Below are 20,075 nucleotides of genomic sequence, written 5' to 3' on the forward strand. Positions count from 1 at the left end.
TTCATTCCTCGCTTTCGACCTTCCCTGCATGGGATGAATCGAAACGCATCTGCATGCGCCTCCGTCGTCGCCTCTGAAGGGAGAGACAGGGGCGCGAAGACAAAAGAGGAATCTATGGAAATGTTCATGACCCCGGAGTTCTGGGTCGCGGTCGGTCAGATCATCATGATCGACATCCTGCTGGGCGGCGACAACGCCGTCGTCATCGCGCTGGCCTGCCGCAAGCTGCCGCCGGCCCAACGCACCAAGGGCATCCTGTGGGGTACCGCCGGCGCCATCGTGCTGCGCGTGATCCTGATCTTCTTCGCGCTGACCCTGCTGGCCATTCCGTTCCTGAAGCTGGTGGGCGCAATCCTGCTGCTGTGGATCGGCGTAAAGCTGCTGGCCCCCGAGCATGACGACGCACACGGCAACATCACCGGCAGCGACAAGCTGTGGGGCGCGGTCAAGACCGTGATCGTGGCCGACCTCGTGATGAGCGTGGACAACGTGATCGCCATTGCCGGCGCCGCGCAAGGTGCAGGCGACAGCCACCAGATGCCGCTCGTGATCTTCGGCCTGCTCGTGAGCATCCCGATCATCGTCTGGGGCAGTCAGTTGGTCATCAAGCTGATGGACCGCTTCCCGATGATCATCACGCTGGGCGGCATGCTGCTGGGCTGGATCGCCGGCACGATGGCCGTGTCCGACCCCGCGCTGGCGAACACCGCCGCCTGGACCTGGGTGCCGAAGGTGCCGCAGACCGACGTGGTCAAGTACGCGGCCGGCGTGGCCGGTGCGCTGCTGGTGCTGGCGATCGGCAAATGGGTGGCCGCGCGGCATGCCCGCAACAAGCCTGAAGAACAGGCAGTGACGGCCGGCTGAACGCCGGTGGTCGCTCCCCTGCCCCGAACTTCGTGTCCGAACCAGTCTCTGTCACTCTAACTACCTGAAGGAGCACCCATGGAAAAGGTCATTCTTTATGTCGACGACGTCACTTACGCCTGTGAGCAGTTCGCCGAACTCGCGCCGGACGCGAACAGCGTCGTGGCACGCCATTGGGTGCTCGTGGCCTGCGCGCCGCGCATGACGCATCGCATCAGCAAGTGGGTGAGCCACAGCGCGCGCGAGAACTGGCGCGCCAAGTGGTTCAGCAAGGTGCAGGCGCAGATGCTGCCGCTGCTGGAACGCAATGGCGGCCAGGTGACGCCGGTGCTGGCCAAGGGCCCGCTGGCCGAACTGACGGCACAGCTCAAGCGCGAGCATTCGGCCGTCCACGTGGTCGATGCGCGCCGCCCGAAGATCGGCGTCGACCTGGAACCGGTGACGCCGGAGCAGACACCGGCCCACCAATCGGGCTGGGCCTTTCCCGGCGCCGTGATGGGCATGGGCGCATTGCTGGTGCTGGCGAACGAGCTGGCCGAGTAAGGCAGCACGAAACTCCCCGACGAGCCCCGGTGCGGCAACGCACCGGGGCTCGTTGTTTTGCGGGCCCTGGGGTATCCTGCCCGCCATATGCGCATCATCCTCAAATGGCTGCTCAGCGCCGTCGCGCTGCTGGCGGTGGCTTATCTCTACAGCGGCGTCCAGGTCGCCAGCTTCGGTTCCGCGCTGATCGCGGCCGCGGTGATCGGCCTGCTCAACATGGTCGTGCGGCCGGTGCTGGTGGTGCTGACGCTGCCCGTCACCGTCATCACGCTCGGGCTGTTCCTGTTCGTGATCAACGCGCTGCTTTTCTGGGCCGCGTCGGGGCTGCTCGGCGGCTTCCACGTCAACGGCTTCGTGGCCGCGCTGATCGGTTCGCTGCTGTATTCGCTGCTGGGGCTGCTGATCGAGGCCGCGTTGGGCGGGCTGGTGCCCAGCAGGCGCTGAGCGGAGTGGCTACTTCAGCGGCGGCTCGGCCGCCTGCTCCTTCACCAGCACCTCCACGGCTCGTGCGCGGGTGTCGACGATCGACGCCTCGTAGTGATCGACCACCTTGGACTGGCGGATGATTTCCTGCGCGGCCTTGAAACGGTCGCGCGCGGCCGGGTAGTCGAGGATCGCTACGTTCGCCTCGGCATCGGCGCGCACCGCACGCAGCGTGTCGTTCTGCGCACCGTAGAGGTTGGCGAGCGCGTGCCACGCCCCCGCGTCGCGCGGGTTCGCAGCGACCCAGTCGCGCAGCACGGGAACCATCGGTGCGGGCTGTCGCATCGCCGCCGCGGCTTCGGCCGCGAGCAGCATTTCGGGCCGCTCCTTCGACCTGGCATCGAGCAGCGCGGCCGCCTTCGGCGCAGCGCCTGCGGCCAGTTCGATCTCCGCGCCGAGCCAACGCGCCTGCTTCGCCGCGGCGGGATCGTCCGCCGTGCGCGCGGCCAAACGCTCGGCCAGCGCACGGGCCGTCTTGTAGGCGGGCATCTCCTTTGCCGACAACGCCGCCGCGTACAGCGTGCCGGCCTGCTGGGCCGGCGAACTCTTCGCGAACTCGCCGCTGGAGGCGGATTCGACCCAGAGCCGGAGCACATCGACGCCCGGACGCGTCAGCACGCGGGCGCGCGAGGCGATCATGGCGTGGTCCATCGCCAGCGGCACCGGCGGCGCCGCGTCCATGCGGAACTGGAAGCGGCCCTGCATGTCGGAGATGCGCTCGGTGGTCAGCGGATGGCTGCGCAGGTAGGGGTACGAGCCGTTGTCGTTGAGGCGCGAGGCGTACTGCAGCTTCTCGAACATCGCGGCCGCGCCCTGCGGCGCGAAGCCGGCCTGCGTCATCACGCCGAAGCCGATGCGGTCGGCCACGCGCTCCATGTCGCGCGAGAAGCTCAGCTGGTTCTGCGCAAAGAGCGCCTGGCTGCCCATCATCACGGCCTGGCCAGCATCGCCGTTGCGGCTCTTGCCGGCCGCAATCATCCCGAGGATCAGGCCGGCGAGCATCAACGGCATCTGCTTGCCCTGCCGGGTCATGATGCGCGAGATGTGGCGCTGCGTGACGTGCGAAAGCTCGTGTCCGAGCACCGTGGCCAGTTCGTCGCGGCTGCCGACCGCGGCGACGAGGCCGAGGTTGAGCCCCAGGTAGCCGCCCGGCAGCGCGAAGGCATTGATGCTGCGGTCGCGGCCCAGCAGGATCGTCCAGGCGAAGCGCTCGTCGAGCTCGGGCGTGAGCTCGCCGCGCGCGCGGGCGGCCGCCAGCAGGCGCTGCCAGATGTCCTGCACGTAGGCGGCGATCACCGGGTCGTCGATGTAGTCGGTGTCGCGGTACAGCTCGCGGGCGATCTGGTCGCCGAGGTGGCGTTCGGCGCTGGCCGTCATCTCGCCGCCGTCGCCGAGGCCGGGCAGCACCTGCATCTGCGCCAGGGCCGATGTTGGCAACAGCACCTGGGAAGCTATCAGGAACGTAGCGCACAGCGACCGCAGGGCGGGCTTCAGCTGGCGTTTTCTGGGGTGGTGTGGAGTCAAGCGCGGCATTCCTCGTCTGTGGCTCGGGCTCGTATGATGCACCTCCAACCCGATCGTTCACACATGAGCTCTCTCACCCATTTTGACGCCCAGGGACAGGCCCACATGGTCGACGTGGCCGCCAAGCCCGCCACCCACCGCGTGGCCGTGGCCACCGGCCGCATCGAGATGCAACCGGCGACGCTGGCGCTGATCGAGTCCGGAACAGCCAAGAAAGGCGACGTGCTGGGCATCGCTCGCATCGCGGGCATCCAGGCGGCGAAGAAGACGAGCGACCTGATTCCGCTGTGCCATCCGCTGGCGTTGACGCGCGTGGCGGTGGCGTTTGCGATCGCCGATGCGGGGGCGGCGCCTCAGGTGGCCTGCACGGCGACCGTCGAGACCGTCGGGCCGACGGGGGTGGAGATGGAGGCGCTGACGGCGGTGCAGGTGGCGCTATTGACGATCTACGACATGTGCAAGGCGGTGGACCGGGGGATGCGGATTACCGATGTGCACGTGCTGGAGAAGCATGGGGGGAAGTCGGGGAGCTGGGTGGCGGGTTAAGTCACCGGGGCACGTCCCCGAGCTCAAGGCGCGGGCGCATCGCCCGCGGGCTCCTCGAGCCAGCGATCGAACGCCGCGGGAAAGGCGATCCTGAAACGCTCGGCCTGGGCCCGCGCTTCGTCTTCACGCCCGAGCAACTCGGCGCTTTCGATCAGCTTGGTGATGACGCGCGGCTCCGGTGAAAAGTGCAGCGTGCGCTCGGCGAGCGCGTGCATGCCGGCCGCGTTGGCAGGGGTCACCGTCGTGAGCGTCAGCTCGGCAAAGTCCACCTGGCGGGCGAAGAGCCACGAGCCTCGCAGCTTGGCGAGCGTGTCGTCCTCGTACGCCGGGAGGCGCTCGCTGCGAGGCATGTAGATCTGGCTGATGCGGATGTAGTCCCAGCTTGCGTACACGACGATCGCCATGAGCGCTGCCGCAGCGAAGGCAGACAGCCCCGGCGCCTTTGAAAATCGAACGGACGTCCGGCCCGGCCACAGCATGCCGAGGCACAGGCCGAACACCAACTGGAACGGCCCGTACCAGAGCGGGTACTCGAGCAGGCTGTGCAGCACGATCATGGCCAGCACGCCCCACGCCATCAGGCGCGCCGGATCGCGCTCGCGCCACGGCTTGGCGGCAAGCACCATCCAGATGAAGCTGCCGCAGATCAGCACGGCCGCGGGAATGCCGAGCTCGACGGCCAGGTGCAGGGGCAGGTTGTGGGCGTTGTCCAGGATTTCGGAGAATCGCGGGCCTGGGTACAGCGTGCTGTAGTGGGCAAAGCTCAGTTCGCCCCAGCCCCAGCCCGTCCAGGGACGCTCGGCAATCAGCGAGAGCACGTTGTGCCAGAGGATCAGGCGGCTGTGGTCATCGGGAGCGCCCTTCTCGAGGCGCTGCAGCATTCCTTCCACCCCGCCACCGCCGACCAGGTGCGGCAGCACCCAGCAGATGGCGAAATAGAGTGGAATCGCGGCCAGCAATGCGACTGGTGGCGGCAAGCTGAAACGAGCGCGCTCCCGTCCAGGAATACTTCGGCGCTCCCTGCAGGCGATGACACTCGCGACGCCGATGATCGACAGCAGTTGCAGCAAACCTGTCCGGGAGGTGGATGCCGCCTGGGCCACCAGCAGCAACAAGCTGGCAACCACAAGCCCGCGCCGGCTGCGCGGCGACGCCTGCGTGGCGTAGAGCCACAGCGCCGCGACGAGCGCCATGCTGATCAGCGTGGCGAACTGGTTGCGCTGCCTCAGGTTGCCGTAGGCCTGGCCGAGCGGGGGTGAGGTGGTCCAGGGGGCTAATGGCTCGGCGAGGCCGTAGTACTGGAGCAGGCCGAGGACGGCGCTGATGACACCGGCAGCCAGGATTCCCCACGCCAGTGGGCCAGAAGCAGCGGCGGCACTCGACATACGCGCACCCACCAGCGCCGCCATCGCGATGACCGCCATCGCGGCGCAGGCAGGGCCCCAGTAGCCCGGCACGTCGCCGCGGAAAAGCACGATGCAAACAGCGCAGAGCATCAGCCAGCACAGCACGCCGCCGCTCAGCGCTTTTTCCCTTGCATCCCCCAAGAGCAGCAAGAAGGCAACGCAGGCCCACGCGAAAAGCAGCTGCCAGACATTGACGGACGGCCCGGCCACCCACGGAAACAAGAAAGGAAGGGCGATCAGTGCCGCGCTGAGGGAGGGCATCGGCGGAATTGTGCAACGTCGATGCGCACGCACATCTGACAGTCTCGCAACAAATATTTCCGAGCGGTTGCCGGGGGCCGACGAGCGGCAGGCCCACTTCCAGAGGCCCGCGGCATCATCAGAGTTCACATTTAGCCACACTCCGGCACGTTTACTCACACATCGCCGCCCCCGCGCCCTGCCCTGATGAACTCCTTATCTCGCCACGTCCGAAACGTTCGCCGCGTTGCCGGCTTCACGCTGGTTGAAGTGCTGGTGTCCATCGTCGTCCTCTCGTTCGGCCTGCTCGGCATGGTCGGCCTTCAGGCTGGGTCGCTGCAGGCCAACCGCGACGCGCGGCTGCAATCGACGGCCGTGGTGCTCGCTCGCGAGCTCGCGGAAATGATGCGCGGCAACAAGGACCAGGCGCTGCTCGCCACCGCCAATCCCTACCTGATCGGCGAGATCTCGTCCAACCCGTTGGTGCCTCCCACTGCGTCTTACTGCCTGTCGATCGGGCAGAACTGCGGAACCGACAAGGCAGCCGTCGCACAAGCCGAACTCACCGATTGGCTGGCGCGGGTAAGCGATGCGCTGCCAGGTGCTCGAGTAAGCATCTGCCGCGACACGGCCCCTTTCGCTTCGGACGGCACCGCGCAATGGTCCTGCACCTCTACCGACAACACCGACCCGATCCTGGTCAAGATCGGCTGGAGCCGTCCGTCATTGAAGACGGGCGATGCGACCGTTCAGCAGGCGTCGGTTCGACCTTCCATCGTGCTTCCGGTCACCCCTGGGAGCACCCTGTGAACGCCACTCCATACCGCCGCGCCATTCGCGGCCTGACACTGATCGAACTGCTTGTCGCGATGGCAGTGGGCCTGGTGGTGGTGCTGGCGGCCGTGTCCGCCCTGACCGTGGCCCGCCGCGGCTTCACCACGGTCGATTCCGCCTCGCAACTGCGCGACAACGGCCGTTTCGCGGCGGACATGATCCAGCGCATCGGCGTGCAGACCGGCTACCGGGACGTGTTCTTCGCGGCGACCCCCCGCCAGCCCAGCACGACCGATCCGGCGCCGAGCATCATGGGCTTCAACAACGCCAAGGTGAACCTGACCAGCCCGCTGACCTCGTCCACCGCGCGGCCCGCGACAGAGGCGGGCACGGGCAGCGACGTGCTCATCATGCGCTACCAGCCGGCCCAGATTCACACCATGACAGTCAGCTCGACGGACGCTGACAAGACCATGATCGATTGCGCCGGCAACGCGCCGGCGACCGTTGCGGACATCAATACCGTTGCGGCGCGCGACACGCTGATGGCCAGCGTCTTCTCCGTCGGTATCAATCAGGGCGAACCCACGCTCATGTGCACGTACTACGACTCGGCGACCAGCACATGGCTGTCGAGCCCCATCGTGCAGGGCGTCGAGAATTTCCAGGTGCTGTACGGGGTCGATGGCGTGACGGCCGGGACAGTGACGCCTTCGACCGCGGCATCGCCCAACGTGCCGAACGCGTATCTGCGCGCCGATCAGATCGGAGTGACCGGCAACAGCACTGCGACCAACGCGAACTGGCGCCGGGTGCGCAGCGTGCGCATCGGCATGGTGCTGCGCAGCGCGAAGGGCGCCGCCCAAGACTCTCAGGCGCAGACCTTCTATCCGTTCGGCCCGACCAAGGGCAGCGCGACCGGCACGACCGGCAGCGCCTTCACGGACGCCACGAACGATCCAGGCACGGTCTTCCAACCCACGCCTGACGGACGGCTGCGCCAGACATTGACCTTCACGATCCACTTGCGCAACGACCAGGGGCTCTGACATGAAACACACTCCCCCCTTTCGTCCTATCGATCAACGCGGCGTGTCGCTGGTCATCGTGCTGCTGCTGCTGGTGATCGTGTCGATCCTTGGCGTGGGCGCAGCTCAGATCGCGACCATGGGCGAACGCAGTTCCCGGAATGACCGGGACATGCAGGTGGCATGGCAGTCGGCCGAAGCCGCCCTGATGGATGCCGAATTCGACATCCATGGCCCGAATACCTCCTCCTCCAAACGCCAGGCTGTGTTCACCAACATGGCCAATACCAACGCCTTTGTCAGCGGCTGTGGCAGCTCTGGCACCAGCAAAGGCCTGTGCACGCTCGAAGCGACTGCCCAGCCCGCCTGGCTGTCCGTCGACTTCACCGCGACGAACAGCGCCAGGACAGTCGCGTACGGCGATTTCACGGGACGCAGCTTTCCAGCCGGCACCACCGGTATCCAGCCCGTCAAGGCGCCGCGCTACGTGATCGAACCGATCGAAGACCCGGCCAACCGCGACATCTCGGGCTCGACAACCAGCTACATCTATCGAGTGACGGCCATGGGCTTCGGCCCCCGGGCCGACATCCAGGGTGTCGTCCAGATCATCTATCGCGACTGAAGCAAACCGCCTTCCATGAAATCGTCCAACTCCAAATCCCGGCCCTGGTTCGCGCGTCCGCGCACGCTGGCCTGGCTCGCCTTCCCGGCGGTGGCCGCGACGCTCGCGCTGTCCTTTGCGGGCATCTCCAGCACGGCACCCAACATCAAGGCCATCGCGCTGGCCAGCGACCCGCTGTATGCCACCACGTCCGGCGACAAGCCGGTACTCGCGCTCGCGCTTTCGGTGGAATACCCGACCGTGGGCGCGCAGTACACGCCCGGTGGCGACTCCGACAACACGTACAGCAATCTCAACGAGTACATCGGCTACTACGACGCAAACGCCTGCTACTCGTACAACAATGCGCCCACTGAGACGCCGGCCACCGGCCTCTCGGCCGCGGACTACAAGCGCTTCGATCGCATCCTGACGAACACGCGCACCGACCGCAAATGCGATGACGGCTTCAGCGGCAACTTCCTGAACTGGGCCAGCAGTTCGGCCATCGACATGCTGCGGCTGGCACTGTCGGGTGGCGATCGCTACATCGACAATACCGATCTGACCATCCTGCAGCGTGCCGTGCTACCCAACGGCGATCCGATCTGCATGTGGAACTCCACTAATTTTCCCGCCAAGCAATTGACGCGAAATGGCGGCGGCGCCGGCAGCTACTGGGGAGCAGTGCCACAAAGCATGGTGAATGCTGCGGGCACCAACGACATCTGGGTCGCCAATACCTTGAACCGGATCTACTTCGGAACCGCGAAGGGTGGGAGTTGCACCAATACGAGCGGCTACAACCTGAGCACCAACTCGACAGGAACGGGTCCGTTCCCCTTCAGCGGCGACAAGCCGACTGGGGCCACCAAGTGTGCCGACGAGGGCGGCACCTGCAACTTCAAAAAGAGTTCAATGGAAATCTGGTATGGCGCCGGCACGAGCTGGATGGTCGGCCAGTTCACGAACAGTGCGGCCTGCACCAACGCCGTATTCACCGATCCGGTGCCGGGCACGGTCAAGGCCTGCTACTCGGTCGCCGCCAATACCACTCCCCGGCCAGCCACCGGCCTCAACAGCGACGGGTTCTTCTATTCGCGCGTCAAGGTCTGCGAAAAGAACAGTGCTGGCAACCTGATCGACAGTCGCGACTACACCTTCTGCACCAAGTACCCCAGCGGCAACTTCAAGCCGACCGGCACGGTTCAGAAGTACAGCGACCAATTGCGCCTGTCCGCCTTCGGCTACCTGCTCGACCAGACCAACAGTGCCGACAGCACTCCCGGGCGCTACGGCGGCGTGCTGCGCGCACCCATGAAATATGTCGGCGCCAAGACCTACGACATCAACGGCATCGAGAACACGCCGACTGGCGGCAACGCCGCGGCCGAGTGGAACGCAACGACCGGCGTCTTTGCCGCCAATCCCGATAGCAGCACGCTGACGGGCACCAACGCCGGCTTCGGAGTGAGCGGCGTCATCAACTACCTGAACAAATTTGGACGCACCGGCGTGGCCGGCCAATACAAGAAGTACGACCCCGTCAGCGAGCTCTATTACGAGTCGCTGCGCTATCTGCAGGGCCTGCAGCCAAGCGATATCGCCGTTAGCAACATGACGACAGCGATGTACGACGGGTACCCGGTGTTCACTACCTGGAACGACCCGTATGGCGATGGTCGCTCCAGCTCGAGCAACTATTCGTGCCTGAAGAGCAACATCGTGGTCATTGGCGACATCAACACGCACGATGGCAATCGCTACCCGGCTGCCAACGTGGCGGCCAACATTCCAAACCTGGCCACCTGGACGACTGCAGCCCAGAATTTCGAGAAAGGGGTGGACACCACCTATCTCGACGGGCAGAACGTTCAGCAGCACACCACCGGCAACCCCAGCACCAACACCAACCCACGCGGCGAAGCGATCATCGGTTACTCGTACTGGGCGCATACGCACGACATTCGCGGCACGAGTTGGACCGCTGACCCGACCAAGCAGCGCCCCGGCCTGCGCGTGAAGAGCTTCTTCTTCGACGTGAACGAGTACGGCGCTCAAAACGACGATGCCACCCGCCGCAACCGCAACCAGTTCTTCACGTCGGCGAAGTACGGCGGCTTCGAATCGGATCCGGCGAACAGCGGCAGCAAGCCCTTCAACACATTCGGCAACCCCTTCAAGCGACAAGACGGCACGGTCGATGCCAACGTCTGGCAGGACAGCGTCCGTACGGGCGAGGCCAGCACCTACTATCTGCAGAGCAGTGCGCGCAGCGTGCTAAGCGCGTTCGACAGCATCTTCAGCCGGGCCTCCACCTCCGCGCGCAGCATTGCCGGCAGCGCGGTGCAGTCCAAGTCGCTACAGACCAGCAACTCGGTCTACCAGGGGGCGTTCGACACCAGCGACTGGAGCGGCGACCTGTTGGCCCAGCCGATCACGATCACCAACGGTAGCGTCAGCATTTCACCTACGCCCACCTGGTCTGCCTCGTCGCGCCTGTCCCAGCTTTCCGCGCCGGCAACCTCGCGCAACATCGTCATCGGGCGGCCAGGCAATGCGGTGCCCAAAGCCAGCACGTTCCTGTGGGGTTCGCTGACCACAGCCCAGCAAACCGACCTGAACAAGATCACGCCCTCGGCCACCGCCGACGCGCTGGGCTCCGACCGCGTGAACTATCTTCGCGGCAGCAACGCCCTGGAAGGATCGCCGTTCCGGCGCCGCAACAACAAGCTGCTGGGTGACATCATCAATTCGGGCGTCGTGTATTCGGGGGCACCGGCCAACAACATCAACTCCAGCAGCTATGCGGCCTTCAGGACGGCCAACCTCAGCCGTACCGCGGCCGTGTTCGTGGGCGCCAACGACGGCATGTTGCACGCCTTCAACGCCGGTACGGGCGACGAACTGTTTGGCTACATCCCGAGCTGGATGACGCCCAAGCTGGCCGCGCTCACCGACGCGAACTATGTGTCGAACCACCAGAGCTATGTCGATGGCCCGCCAGTGGTTGCAGAAGCGCAAGTGGGCTCCGCAGGCACCTCCGCCGACTGGAAGACGGTGCTGGTGTCTGGCACCGGCGCGGGCGGGCGCGGTGTGTTCGCGCTCGACGTGACCGACCCGACGGCTTTCAGTGCAAGCAAGGTGATGTGGGAGTTCACCCAGGACGACGACGTCGACATGGGCTTCGTAGTTGGTCAGCCGCAGATTCTCAAGATGCGCACCAGCGCACCGACGGCCACGACCGCTACCTACAAGTGGTTTGCGGTGGTAGCGAGCGGCGTCAACAACTACACGAAGGTCAATTCGGCTAACAACTACAGCACAGGCAATCCCGCGTTGTTCCTGCTCGACCTGTCGAAGGCGCCCGAGACTGCATGGACCCTTGGCAGCAACTACTACAAGGTGGCGCTCCCCTTCAACGCCACGCTGGCTGTGACCAAGCCCACCGGCGTGCTGAACTTCAAGGCAGCAATCGCGACCGGCGGCAACCGTGAAGTGGCGCAGATCTATGCGGGCGACCTGCACGGCAACATGTGGAAGCTCGACTTCCGCAGCCACGGCACCTCCGAGTGGAACATGGCGAACCTGTCGGCCTTCAAGAATGCCAGCAGCAGCAACGTGCCCTATCCGCTCTTCGTTGCCAAGGACAGTTCGGGCAACGTGCAGCCGATCAGCATGGCCCCCACGCTGGTGGCTGCCACGAACAACATCAACGCGGTCCAGGTGGCTTTCGGCACCGGCAAGTATCTGGAAACGGACGACCGGTCATCGACGGCGCAGAACTCGTTCTATGTGGTGTACGACGACGGTACAGCCGTCGCCGATGCCACGCCCATTGGCAGTGGGGCCATCAGCGGACGCGCGCGCCTCAAGGCGGCAAGCATCGACTCTTCTTCAGGCGCAATCACCGTGCCCAGCTTCACCTGGGGTCGCGCCACGAGCGACCTCACGACGTCGTCGACTGTGAGCTCGGGTTGGTACATGGACTACGCCACCAGCACCGAACGCCAGGTCAGCGGGGCGTTGCTGACAGGCAGCACGCTGGTCTTCGGCAGCCTGATTCCTGGCAGTTCGGGCGATGCGGCCGCCTGCGGCGTGAGCGGCGGCAGCGGCAATTCGTACATCATCGACGTGGACACCGGCATCGGAACCCGGAGGGTGTCGACCGTGGGCATCATGGGACAGCCGCTGGTGATCGAAGTGGCCTCCACGACCGAGACCATCAGCGACAGCACGGGCCGACGCAAGAAGAAGATCACCAGCCAGACGATTGCACAAGGCTCTGGCGGCGTCGGCAATGCTGCGGGTGGAACCGGGAACAACGGGCAGACGAGCGTCATCATCACTGCCGGTCGACTGAGCTGGCGGCAGATCAACAACTACTTGGACTTGAAGCGCGGATCGTGAATATGACCAACATCAAGAAACGCGCGTCGATGCGCGGCTTCACGCTGATCGAGTTGATGATCGTGGTGGCTGTCATCGGCATCCTGGCGGCCATTGCATATCCGGCATACACCGATTCAGTGTTGAAAGGGAGGCGGGCGCAGGCACGTACCGCCCTGCTGGAACTCATGCAGCAGCAGGAGCGATACATGACCCAGCGGAATACTTATTTGGGATTCAGCAATGCCTCGGGAACCACGACGCCGATTGCGGCAGCAAGTACGTTCAAGGTTTATTCAGGAGATAGCAGCACGAATACTGCGTACTGGCTTTCTGCAGATGTGTGTTCAAGCACCCAAGCGATCACCGAGTGCGTCAAGCTCACAGCAACGCCAACGCGCACCGACGCCACCGTGGGACCACTCAGTCTGACCAGTACAGGCGTTAAGACATGCAGCATTGCCTCGACAGATGCCAAGTTCAGGCTGTGCTGGCCATGACAACACCTGACCAACGCCGGACTGCCGGCTTCACGCTCATTGAATTGATGGTGACGATTGCTGTCGCTGCAGTATTGCTAGTGATTGCTGCTCCGAGTTTTGTCGCCTTTCAGCGAAATTCAGAGTTGACCTCGGCGGCCAATTCTTTCGTAGCAGCGCTAGGTGCCGCGCGCGGAGAAGCGATGAAACGCGGTCGGCAAGCAGTCGTCGTCCCTCGTGCAGACAACGACTGGACAACTGGATGGACGGTCTTTGTCGACACCGACAACAACCAGCAATTCAATGGATCGGACATCCTCATCGTGCAACAGGGCACGCTGGCCAGCTATTTCACGGCGACGGGGCAAGGGACAGCCCAGAACAGCCCCGCTTACATTATGTTCAACCCTTCGGGCTACACCCAGACCAGTGGGTCGGTTTTTCAGTCTGCCACGCTGAAGATCGAGCGCAATGACATTTCAGGCACCGCAAAGACGCAGCAGACGCGGATCGTCGTGATTGCGAAGACTGGGCGGGCACGAGCTTGCCAGCCGGCGACGGATACGACTTGCACAACGTCGGCTAGCGAGTGATGCCTTTTAGCTAGGGTGCTCGCATATGCGAGCCCGCAAGCTTTGCAGCATCAATCAAATACAACACCGCAGCTTTTTGACACTTTTGGGATGGTGCTTTCACGGAGTGCGTACTAGGGCGTGTTAACGCTAATTGAGTTTGGCAATCTATGGCGAGAGATATTTCGCGCCATGGAGATCACTCATGCCCAGATCGAGCACTGCCTGCCTCTGCAGCCGGCAATATAATTCTCTCGGATCTGAATGTGTTGAATGTTGCCGAGCACGAGTGCATGTGGCGCGGCCTGTCGAAGCGCTTTGGCAATTGGCACACCATCTAAACACGCATGAACCGACGGTCCAAAAGCGGCGTGCTAGATCGCGTGTTTGCCGAGCTTCAGCAGACCCAAATCGTGCGCATTTAGATCGAAGCGGTGTCGCTGGACATGAAGCCGCCCGCGCGAGCGGCTCGCCCCCCAGCGCATGGGGAACGCTGTACCGATGGCTGGGCCGCCACGTATTTCTGCCACAGCGGCACCGGCGTGACGCCCTTGCGATCGAGTTCGCAGTGGATACGGCTCCAGTCGCGGGAACGACCACCGACGCCGCAGCGATTGAGCGTGGCTGCAGCGCCGTCGCGAGCTGCTCGCTCCAGTCCTGAACGGTGTCCCAATCCAAGCCAGCAGCGCTGGCCAGCGCTAACGTGCTCACCAACAACGCCTTTAGAGAGCTTCAAAGTAGTGGGCAATCTGCGCGTGCCACTTCAGGCGGATGATGTCCTCGATCATGCGTAGAGAGATTCGACCCGGGTTGCGTTCTCTAGGCAGCACTGCCGCTGAAAGCGGCACTGTTCTTATGCGGCGTGACGGCAGTCACGATACCGAAATGGTTGATCACGATGATCCGAAATGCAGCGCCGATCATGATGACCGGAATGGTCACGGTGCCGGAATCGGTGGTCATGTTGCGCCGAGTACGCACCTTACCTATTGCGAACTGAAATTGAACGATGCCCGAAGGACAACGACGGGCGGCCCATCGATTTTCCAGATGCCGTCCCAGCCGTATGGCACACCATAGCAAGAGAATTTTGATCTGCTCTTAACTTTGACTCCGGGCAATCCGATGGCCTCTCGGTCAAAGGTTGACGAGACGTACGCGCCCTTATCGGTATTCAGTCGCCAAATCGCCGCCATTCGTCCCGGTGCAGACAAAGGAGATCTTGTTGCCAAGTCCACATCCGCGTATAGGCGTCGCAATCCAGGATCGGTGATCAAGTTCCGTCGAGCCACGGTCGATTCCAAGTAGCCCGCTGGAAACGCTCGCTCATAGTGGCCGACGCGACCTCCGGTCCTTGCCGGCAACCTAGCGAGAAATGGCTCCGTCAAGGCCAAAGGATCGATCCAATATATACCCGGGCCACCGGCGTAGCCGGTCATTCCTATCGCACATCGCGTGTAGATGCCTGAAACATCCTTCAGCGCGTCTCCCTCGAGAAGCCACGGATGCGATTTCCAGGTACCCCGTCGAAGGACCGGGAGAGCACCCAGTTGCTGGTAGTAGAAACCTCTTTCATTGGCGATTCCGCTCTCCACAAGGATCTTTTGGTCGAACGTGTAGGGAGAAAAGAGTGTGGCCTGCAATGCTGCAACACTTGCGGCGAGATAGGCTGCCCACAATGCTTTCGAGAGGCCTCCGTACTTGCGGAGTTGGAGGCCAACGAGCACGCAGGCGACTAATAGTGGCGCACTGAAGAATCGGCCGCCCATGTAGTCAGCGCCGACATAGAAGAGGTATGCGATCCAGAGGAAGAGGCCGATCGCAAACGCTCTCAGCTTGCGCCCCCACAATCCACCCGCCGCCCCTGCCAACAGCAGAATGGCGGAAACTGTGTCGCGATCAATCGTCCACTCGATGTAATTGATAGCCTGCTGGGCATTCTCAGCTAGGGTGTGCCCGTTTTGAACTTTCGCGAGCGCGGTATTTGGGACTGGAGTCCCGTAGTAGAAGAGCGAGAACGCCACCCAGAGTGCCGCTGGAAGAAGCCCAATGGCTAAGCTCACGGCAGTCTGCGCGAAGCACTGCCTCTTTTGCCAAACGTGCAGTGCGAGACTTGGGCCTACAAGAACTATTGCGTCAGGCCGCGTCAGAAACAGAAGCGACACCAGCAATGCCAGCAGGAAGGTTCTGCGCGGCAACTCTTCGCGCAGCCATACCAGCACATACGCCGCCAACAACGCATGCGTCAAAGGATTCTCAAGGCCGGACGTGCTGAAGTCGATGAATGCCTGCGACCAAAGCAGGCTTGCAGTTGCCAGCAGAGCTGCAATATCCCACTTTCCCCAGATGCGCCCCATCAGGAACAATGTCACGGCCAGCGCCACGAGGCTTAGAGCAAGACTGCTCCAATACGGATCGCCGCTCAAAGCAGTGAAGGGCAAGAGCAGAGCGAGCCAAAGAGGGTGAGTGAACGCCTGCACCCGCTCGATGGGATTCCACGTCAGGCCGTATCCGCTAAGGGCATTGCTGACCGTCCGGAACGTGATGAACGCGTCTTCGCTGACCCAAGCGGTTTTGACAACCGCGACGAAGAAAAGGCCAAATATCAAGACCCTGAGGTAGGCCTGCTTGACGATGAGTTTGTCAGACGAGGCTAGCGCCCGAAAGCGTTGCCCGAGATTGGTGTGGCGCATCGACTCATGTTACAGGGTGTTTTGCACTCGCCTCAGGCCTATTGGGCGTCCAGTTAGATGCGACGGATTTCCCGCATCACTCTAAATGTTCAACTTGTTGAAGATGAATCCAGGCAGATGTCGAATGATCAACATGATCCAACGCCATTTACCTGGGACATAGATTACGCTGTCGCCCCGGTTGATACGCTTGACAATGCTGCGCGCAACATCCTCGACTGGTGCGAGCCGCGCGTCGCGCGCCTTCAACTCCGCTGTCATCGGCGTGTCTGTCGGCCCCGGTTTAATCAAAACGATGCGCAAGCCTGTTCCGGCAAAACGATGCTGCAGCCCTTCGGCATATCGCGAAACGAGCCCTTTTGCTGCGCCGTAGACATAGTTGGACTTGCGGCCGCGGTCGCCTGCGACGGATCCGATAATGGCGATCGTTCCGCGTTCGGCCTGCCCCATTGGAGACGCAAACGCTTCCGCGAAGAGCACAGGGGACACGCCATTGATCTGCAAAGCGTCGCAGGCCGATGCCAAACTCTGCTGGCATGCATCCTGATCGGGCAATGAGCCATGCGCGATGAGCACGACATCGGGCAAACCTTGCGTGATGATCGTCCGAACTAGGTCTGCAATGGCGTCGGCCCTCGCGAAGTTAGCCTGCATCGTTTGAATCCTGGAGGAAGGACTCCTCACGCGGAGGTCGGTCGCTACACGCTCGGTGCGCTGCAGATCTCGTCCCACCAACACCAAGTCGACGTCCTCAGCCTTGACCCAATTTCGAGCGCAGTGCTCGGCGATGGATGAGGTTGCGCCTACGACGACAATTTTTCGATTCGCGGATGTCAATTCAGCTTCCCATTAAGCGACGCGACATCGCGGAACTGATCCCCGGGTCGCGGTACGGTAAAAACTCCGCCAGGCGCGGATAACCCACCTCAAACAGCGCTCGCGGCATGCGCGCATCCTTGGCGCAATAAATTCGGCCTCCGGCTTCGCGCACTATCGCGTCGAGTCGGCTGAAGAGCGCCAGTGTGCGATCTCCGCGGTTCGGGAAATCCAATGCAAGTGTGGCGCCTGGCATTGGGAAGCTGAGCATGCCCGGCGACAAGCGCTGGCCGAATGTCTTCAGGACGGCGAGGAACGAGCCTTCGCCGGAACGAGCGATCTCATTCAACATGGCCTTCGATACCTCGCGCTGTACCGGTCGCGGTATGACGCTCTGGTACTGGTAGAACCCCCGGGGGCCGTAGAGTCGATTCCAGTCTCGCACATTGTCCAATGGATAGGAGAATGCTTCGTGATGCACGACGGTTGTAGAGGCCTTGTGCAAATGGAAGTACGCCGCATTGAACGGCCGCAACGTCAACCGATTGACGAGCGACATGGGGGGCACAAGAGGCATTGCCACCGAGCGGATGCGAGGCTCAGGGCGGACCTGTGCTTTCGCATGATTGGCGCGCATGAACAAGCCACGCCCTTCCCGAGAGCCGATGCAATCGATCCAGGAAACGGTATGCTCCCAATCTTCCTCCGAAGTATCTGCGAGCTCGAAAAATTCATCGAGACTCTCATACGGCAACGTCTCGGCTTGCATCCACGGACCGCTCACTCGGCGAAGCTGAAGTTCGGCTTCGAGCACAACACCGGTCAAGCCCATGCCGCCGACAGTTGCGGCAAACCAGTCAGTTCGATCAGCAGGGCCGCATTCAATGATCTCGCCATCCGTGCGAAGCAGCTTCAGCCATCGCACATGGTCTCCGAAAGAACCTTGCACATGATGATTCTTTCCATGCACATCGTTTGCGACTGCGCCTCCGACGGTGATGAGCTGAGTCCCAGGGGTCACGGCAAGCATCCAACCCCTGGGGATTGCAAGCCGTTGAATGTCGCGTACCAGCACTCCAGCTTCGCATTTCAAACGACCGAGTTGCTCGTCGAAGTGAACTAGGTGATCCAGCCCCTTCGTGCTCCACAGAACGCCTCCAGGGTTAAGGCACACATCGCCATAGCTGCGTGCCATGCCAAGTGCAATGCCGGGCCGGCGCTCAGCAAGAACCGATGCCACGGCATCGGGATCGCGCAGATTCACGACCGCGTGAGGGTCCGCGCTGAGTCGGCCCCATGACGAAACCGGCCTCATGCAACGCGGTCCTTGAAGACGTAGCGTTTGTCTAGGTGGTACTTGGCGATGTAGCCAATTGCCAACCCTATGACGCCGCCGAGGTAGCGCATTTCGCGAGAAGCGAAGAAGTGATGGAAACCGAACTCAAATCCCCAGAAAATAGCGGTGGTCGCGAGGCCCATCAGCACGTAGAGCACAAAAGTCTGGCCGCCATGCATGGCACTGCGCGTACGAAACCGGAAGATGTAGTGCTTGTCCAGAACATATTTCACCACCAGCCCCACAGCCGTACCCACCAAGACCGACAAGGGAACCGCGAAGATGCTTCCATACACCGAGATCGCGAGTTCCTGCGACGCGATGTTCGCCATAGTGGCGACCATCGCAAAGAACGCATAAGAGATCGCCAGCTTCATTCTGAAGTCTTTCACACAACGGGCCTCACATCACAGGCGTCAGATTGTCATGCATGAATCAATCGCACCCTCTTCACCCTGGACGCAAATGCGCGGATTGATCGCGCTGATGAGGCCGAAGCAATGGATCAAGAACGCTTTCGTGCTGGCACCGCTGGTCTTCACTGGGGAATTCGTCAACCCGGATTCCGTGGCGCACGCGTTGCTGGCTGTAGCCCTGTTCTGTGTCGGTTCTTCGGCAACCTACATCATCAACGACATTCACGACATCGAGCGTGATCGCAAGCACCCCAAGAAATCCAAGACCCGTCCGCTGGCTTCGGGCGCAATCCCGGTTTCCATGGGACTTGCGTTACTTGCCTTTCTATACGCACTACAGATCTGCGGCTGGTTCTGGGCACCCAAGGTCGTGCTTGTGATAGCAGCCTACATGGTGCTCAACGTCGCCTACACCTTTGCGCTTAAACACCAGCCAGTTATCGACATCTTCACGATTGCCATAGGCTTCGTTTTACGGGTGTATGCAGGCGCCATGGCGCTATCGGTACCAGTGTCGAGCTGGATGTTCGTTACCACGTTATGCCTCGCGCTCTACTTGGCGGCCGTGAAGCGCCGGCAAGAACTGAGCCTCAGCGGTTCAGATGGACGCAAGGTTTTGGAGAAGTATTCACTATCTCTGGTGGATCGCTATGCCGAAATGTCGGCCACCGGTGCGCTGGTCTTCTACAGCATGTTTGTAATGTCGGCACGTCCTCAGCTCGTGTTCACCGTACCTCTCGTGCTCTTCGGCTTATTTCGATATTGGTACATGGTCGAGAAGCTCGACGGTGGAGAGTCGCCTACCGACGCCTTGTTGGCGGACTGGCAACTGATGGTGACTGTGGTGCTGTGGATCGTCGCTTGCGTCTGGGCACTATGGCCTGGACTAGGATGAGCAATGGCTACGGATTTTTCTTATGTTGTCACACCGTTTCTGGCGTGGGCTATTGCTGGGACTTCGAAGTTCGTCATCAATAGCGTGCACGCACGCAAGCTTGCATTCGGGTTAATCGGCTATGGCGGACTGCCGAGCAACCACAGTGCGATCGTGAGCAGTGTGGCCACACTTGTTGCCCTCAAGCATGGGATTGATCATCCTGCGTTTGGTGTTGCACTTGCACTAGCGTTCATCGTCGTGCTTGATGCGACTAGCTTGCGCCGACAAGTGGGTAAGCACGCGGCGTTTCTCAATAAGCTGCGCACTTCTTCACTAGAGGAAGCGCCCTTGCGCGAGCGGATGGGTCACAGTCGAGTTGAGGTCGGCGCCGGTATTCTTGTTGGTGTCGCGGTTGCACTCTTGATAACGCGCCTTCTTAGTCCCACAGCCTGAGAACAGCGAACGCGACAACGGCTGGCGAGACC

Annotated in this window: 19 protein-coding genes and 1 pseudogene; 13 read left to right on the top strand and 7 right to left on the bottom strand. The window is 62.3% G+C overall.

What is annotated here, in order from left to right; all coding sequences use genetic code 11:
* Window positions 1-114: 114 nt before the first annotated feature.
* The 3 genes from ACEOAB_RS28770 (at window position 115) to ACEOAB_RS28780 (ending at window position 1,851) form a co-directional block, all read left to right on the top strand.
* The gene (locus ACEOAB_RS28770) at window positions 115-864 is read left to right on the top strand and encodes a TerC family protein (RefSeq protein ID WP_056593138.1); all 750 of its coding nucleotides are present in this window, start codon (window positions 115-117) and stop codon (window positions 862-864) included.
* A 78-nt stretch (window positions 865-942) separates the two neighbouring features.
* A complete protein-coding gene (locus ACEOAB_RS28775; protein WP_007828775.1) occupies window positions 943-1,407 on the top strand; it encodes a hypothetical protein in 465 nt (154 codons plus the stop codon).
* 87 nt (window positions 1,408-1,494) lie between these two features.
* Window positions 1,495-1,851: a phage holin family protein gene (locus ACEOAB_RS28780; protein ID WP_056593141.1), complete on the top strand. Its 357-nt coding sequence runs from the start codon at window positions 1,495-1,497 to the stop codon at window positions 1,849-1,851.
* A gap of 9 nt (window positions 1,852-1,860) precedes the next feature.
* On the opposite strand, the gene ACEOAB_RS28785 is transcribed toward ACEOAB_RS28780, so the two are convergent.
* The gene (locus ACEOAB_RS28785; protein ID WP_495653289.1) at window positions 1,861-3,423 is read right to left on the bottom strand and encodes a M48 family metalloprotease; all 1,563 of its coding nucleotides are present in this window, start codon (window positions 3,421-3,423) and stop codon (window positions 1,861-1,863) included.
* Between the two features lie 54 nt (window positions 3,424-3,477).
* On the opposite strand from ACEOAB_RS28785, the gene moaC reads away from it, so the two are divergent.
* Window positions 3,478-3,960: a cyclic pyranopterin monophosphate synthase MoaC gene (moaC, locus tag ACEOAB_RS28790; protein ID WP_007828763.1), complete on the top strand. Its 483-nt coding sequence runs from the start codon at window positions 3,478-3,480 to the stop codon at window positions 3,958-3,960.
* Window positions 3,961-3,983: 23 nt separating this feature from the next.
* Here the strand turns inward: moaC and ACEOAB_RS28795 are convergent, their stop codons facing one another.
* On the bottom strand, window positions 3,984-5,627 hold the full coding sequence (locus ACEOAB_RS28795; RefSeq protein WP_413748222.1) for a PglL family O-oligosaccharyltransferase: 1,644 nt from the start codon (window positions 5,625-5,627) through the stop codon (window positions 3,984-3,986).
* A gap of 186 nt (window positions 5,628-5,813) precedes the next feature.
* Here ACEOAB_RS28795 and pilV point away from each other — a divergent pair, with 186 nt between their 5' ends.
* From pilV to ACEOAB_RS28830, 7 genes and pseudogenes are all read left to right on the top strand, one after another.
* Window positions 5,814-6,416 carry a type IV pilus modification protein PilV gene (gene pilV, locus ACEOAB_RS28800; protein WP_413748220.1) on the top strand — a complete coding sequence of 201 codons (603 nt, stop codon included), beginning with the start codon at window positions 5,814-5,816 and terminating at the stop codon, window positions 6,414-6,416.
* Complete coding sequence (locus ACEOAB_RS28805) at window positions 6,413-7,429, top strand: PilW family protein (protein WP_413748219.1); 1,017 nt, start codon at window positions 6,413-6,415, stop codon at window positions 7,427-7,429. The genes pilV and ACEOAB_RS28805 overlap by 4 nt, the downstream gene beginning before the upstream one ends.
* Before the next feature lies 1 nt (window position 7,430).
* Window positions 7,431-8,033 carry a pilus assembly PilX family protein gene (locus ACEOAB_RS28810; RefSeq protein WP_413748218.1) on the top strand — a complete coding sequence of 201 codons (603 nt, stop codon included), beginning with the start codon at window positions 7,431-7,433 and terminating at the stop codon, window positions 8,031-8,033.
* A 15-nt stretch (window positions 8,034-8,048) separates the two neighbouring features.
* On the top strand, window positions 8,049-12,422 hold the full coding sequence (locus ACEOAB_RS28815; protein ID WP_413748217.1) for a pilus assembly protein: 4,374 nt from the start codon (window positions 8,049-8,051) through the stop codon (window positions 12,420-12,422).
* Between the two features lie 2 nt (window positions 12,423-12,424).
* The gene (locus ACEOAB_RS28820; RefSeq protein WP_413748216.1) at window positions 12,425-12,901 is read left to right on the top strand and encodes a type IV pilin protein; all 477 of its coding nucleotides are present in this window, start codon (window positions 12,425-12,427) and stop codon (window positions 12,899-12,901) included.
* Complete coding sequence (locus ACEOAB_RS28825; RefSeq protein ID WP_413748215.1) at window positions 12,898-13,473, top strand: GspH/FimT family pseudopilin; 576 nt, start codon at window positions 12,898-12,900, stop codon at window positions 13,471-13,473. Before ACEOAB_RS28820 ends, ACEOAB_RS28825 begins: the two co-directional genes overlap by 4 nt.
* A gap of 171 nt (window positions 13,474-13,644) precedes the next feature.
* Window positions 13,645-13,874: pseudogene (locus ACEOAB_RS28830) on the top strand (IS5-like element ISCARN85 family transposase); the annotation flags it as partial.
* A 397-nt stretch (window positions 13,875-14,271) separates the two neighbouring features.
* Here the strand turns inward: ACEOAB_RS28830 and ACEOAB_RS28835 are convergent.
* The 5 genes from ACEOAB_RS28835 to ACEOAB_RS28855 all read right to left on the bottom strand — a co-directional run bounded on the left by ACEOAB_RS28835 (window position 14,272) and on the right by ACEOAB_RS28855 (window position 18,674).
* Entirely contained in the window at window positions 14,272-14,415 is a 144-nt protein-coding gene (locus ACEOAB_RS28835; RefSeq protein ID WP_413748214.1) for a hypothetical protein, read from the bottom strand.
* A 23-nt stretch (window positions 14,416-14,438) separates the two neighbouring features.
* Window positions 14,439-16,145 carry a hypothetical protein gene (locus ACEOAB_RS28840; protein WP_413748213.1) on the bottom strand — a complete coding sequence of 569 codons (1,707 nt, stop codon included), beginning with the start codon at window positions 16,143-16,145 and terminating at the stop codon, window positions 14,439-14,441.
* Between the two features lie 81 nt (window positions 16,146-16,226).
* Window positions 16,227-16,982, bottom strand: a complete 756-nt coding sequence (locus tag ACEOAB_RS28845; protein WP_413748212.1) for an SDR family NAD(P)-dependent oxidoreductase — start codon at window positions 16,980-16,982, stop codon at window positions 16,227-16,229.
* Between the two features lies 1 nt (window position 16,983).
* Window positions 16,984-18,225 (bottom strand): FAD-binding oxidoreductase, encoded by a 1,242-nt coding sequence (locus ACEOAB_RS28850; protein ID WP_413748211.1) that lies wholly within the window; start codon window positions 18,223-18,225, stop codon window positions 16,984-16,986.
* 47 nt (window positions 18,226-18,272) lie between these two features.
* Window positions 18,273-18,674 carry a GtrA family protein gene (locus ACEOAB_RS28855; protein WP_413748210.1) on the bottom strand — a complete coding sequence of 134 codons (402 nt, stop codon included), beginning with the start codon at window positions 18,672-18,674 and terminating at the stop codon, window positions 18,273-18,275.
* 49 nt (window positions 18,675-18,723) lie between these two features.
* Here ACEOAB_RS28855 and ACEOAB_RS28860 point away from each other — a divergent pair, with 49 nt between their 5' ends.
* Together ACEOAB_RS28860 and ACEOAB_RS28865 are read left to right on the top strand one after the other, a co-directional pair.
* On the top strand, window positions 18,724-19,608 hold the full coding sequence (locus ACEOAB_RS28860) for a decaprenyl-phosphate phosphoribosyltransferase (protein WP_413748209.1): 885 nt from the start codon (window positions 18,724-18,726) through the stop codon (window positions 19,606-19,608).
* Between the two features lie 3 nt (window positions 19,609-19,611).
* The gene (locus ACEOAB_RS28865; protein ID WP_413748208.1) at window positions 19,612-20,043 is read left to right on the top strand and encodes a divergent PAP2 family protein; all 432 of its coding nucleotides are present in this window, start codon (window positions 19,612-19,614) and stop codon (window positions 20,041-20,043) included.
* Window positions 20,044-20,075 lie beyond the last annotated feature (32 nt).

It is taken from the genome of Variovorax sp. Varisp53 (assembly GCF_059491555.1).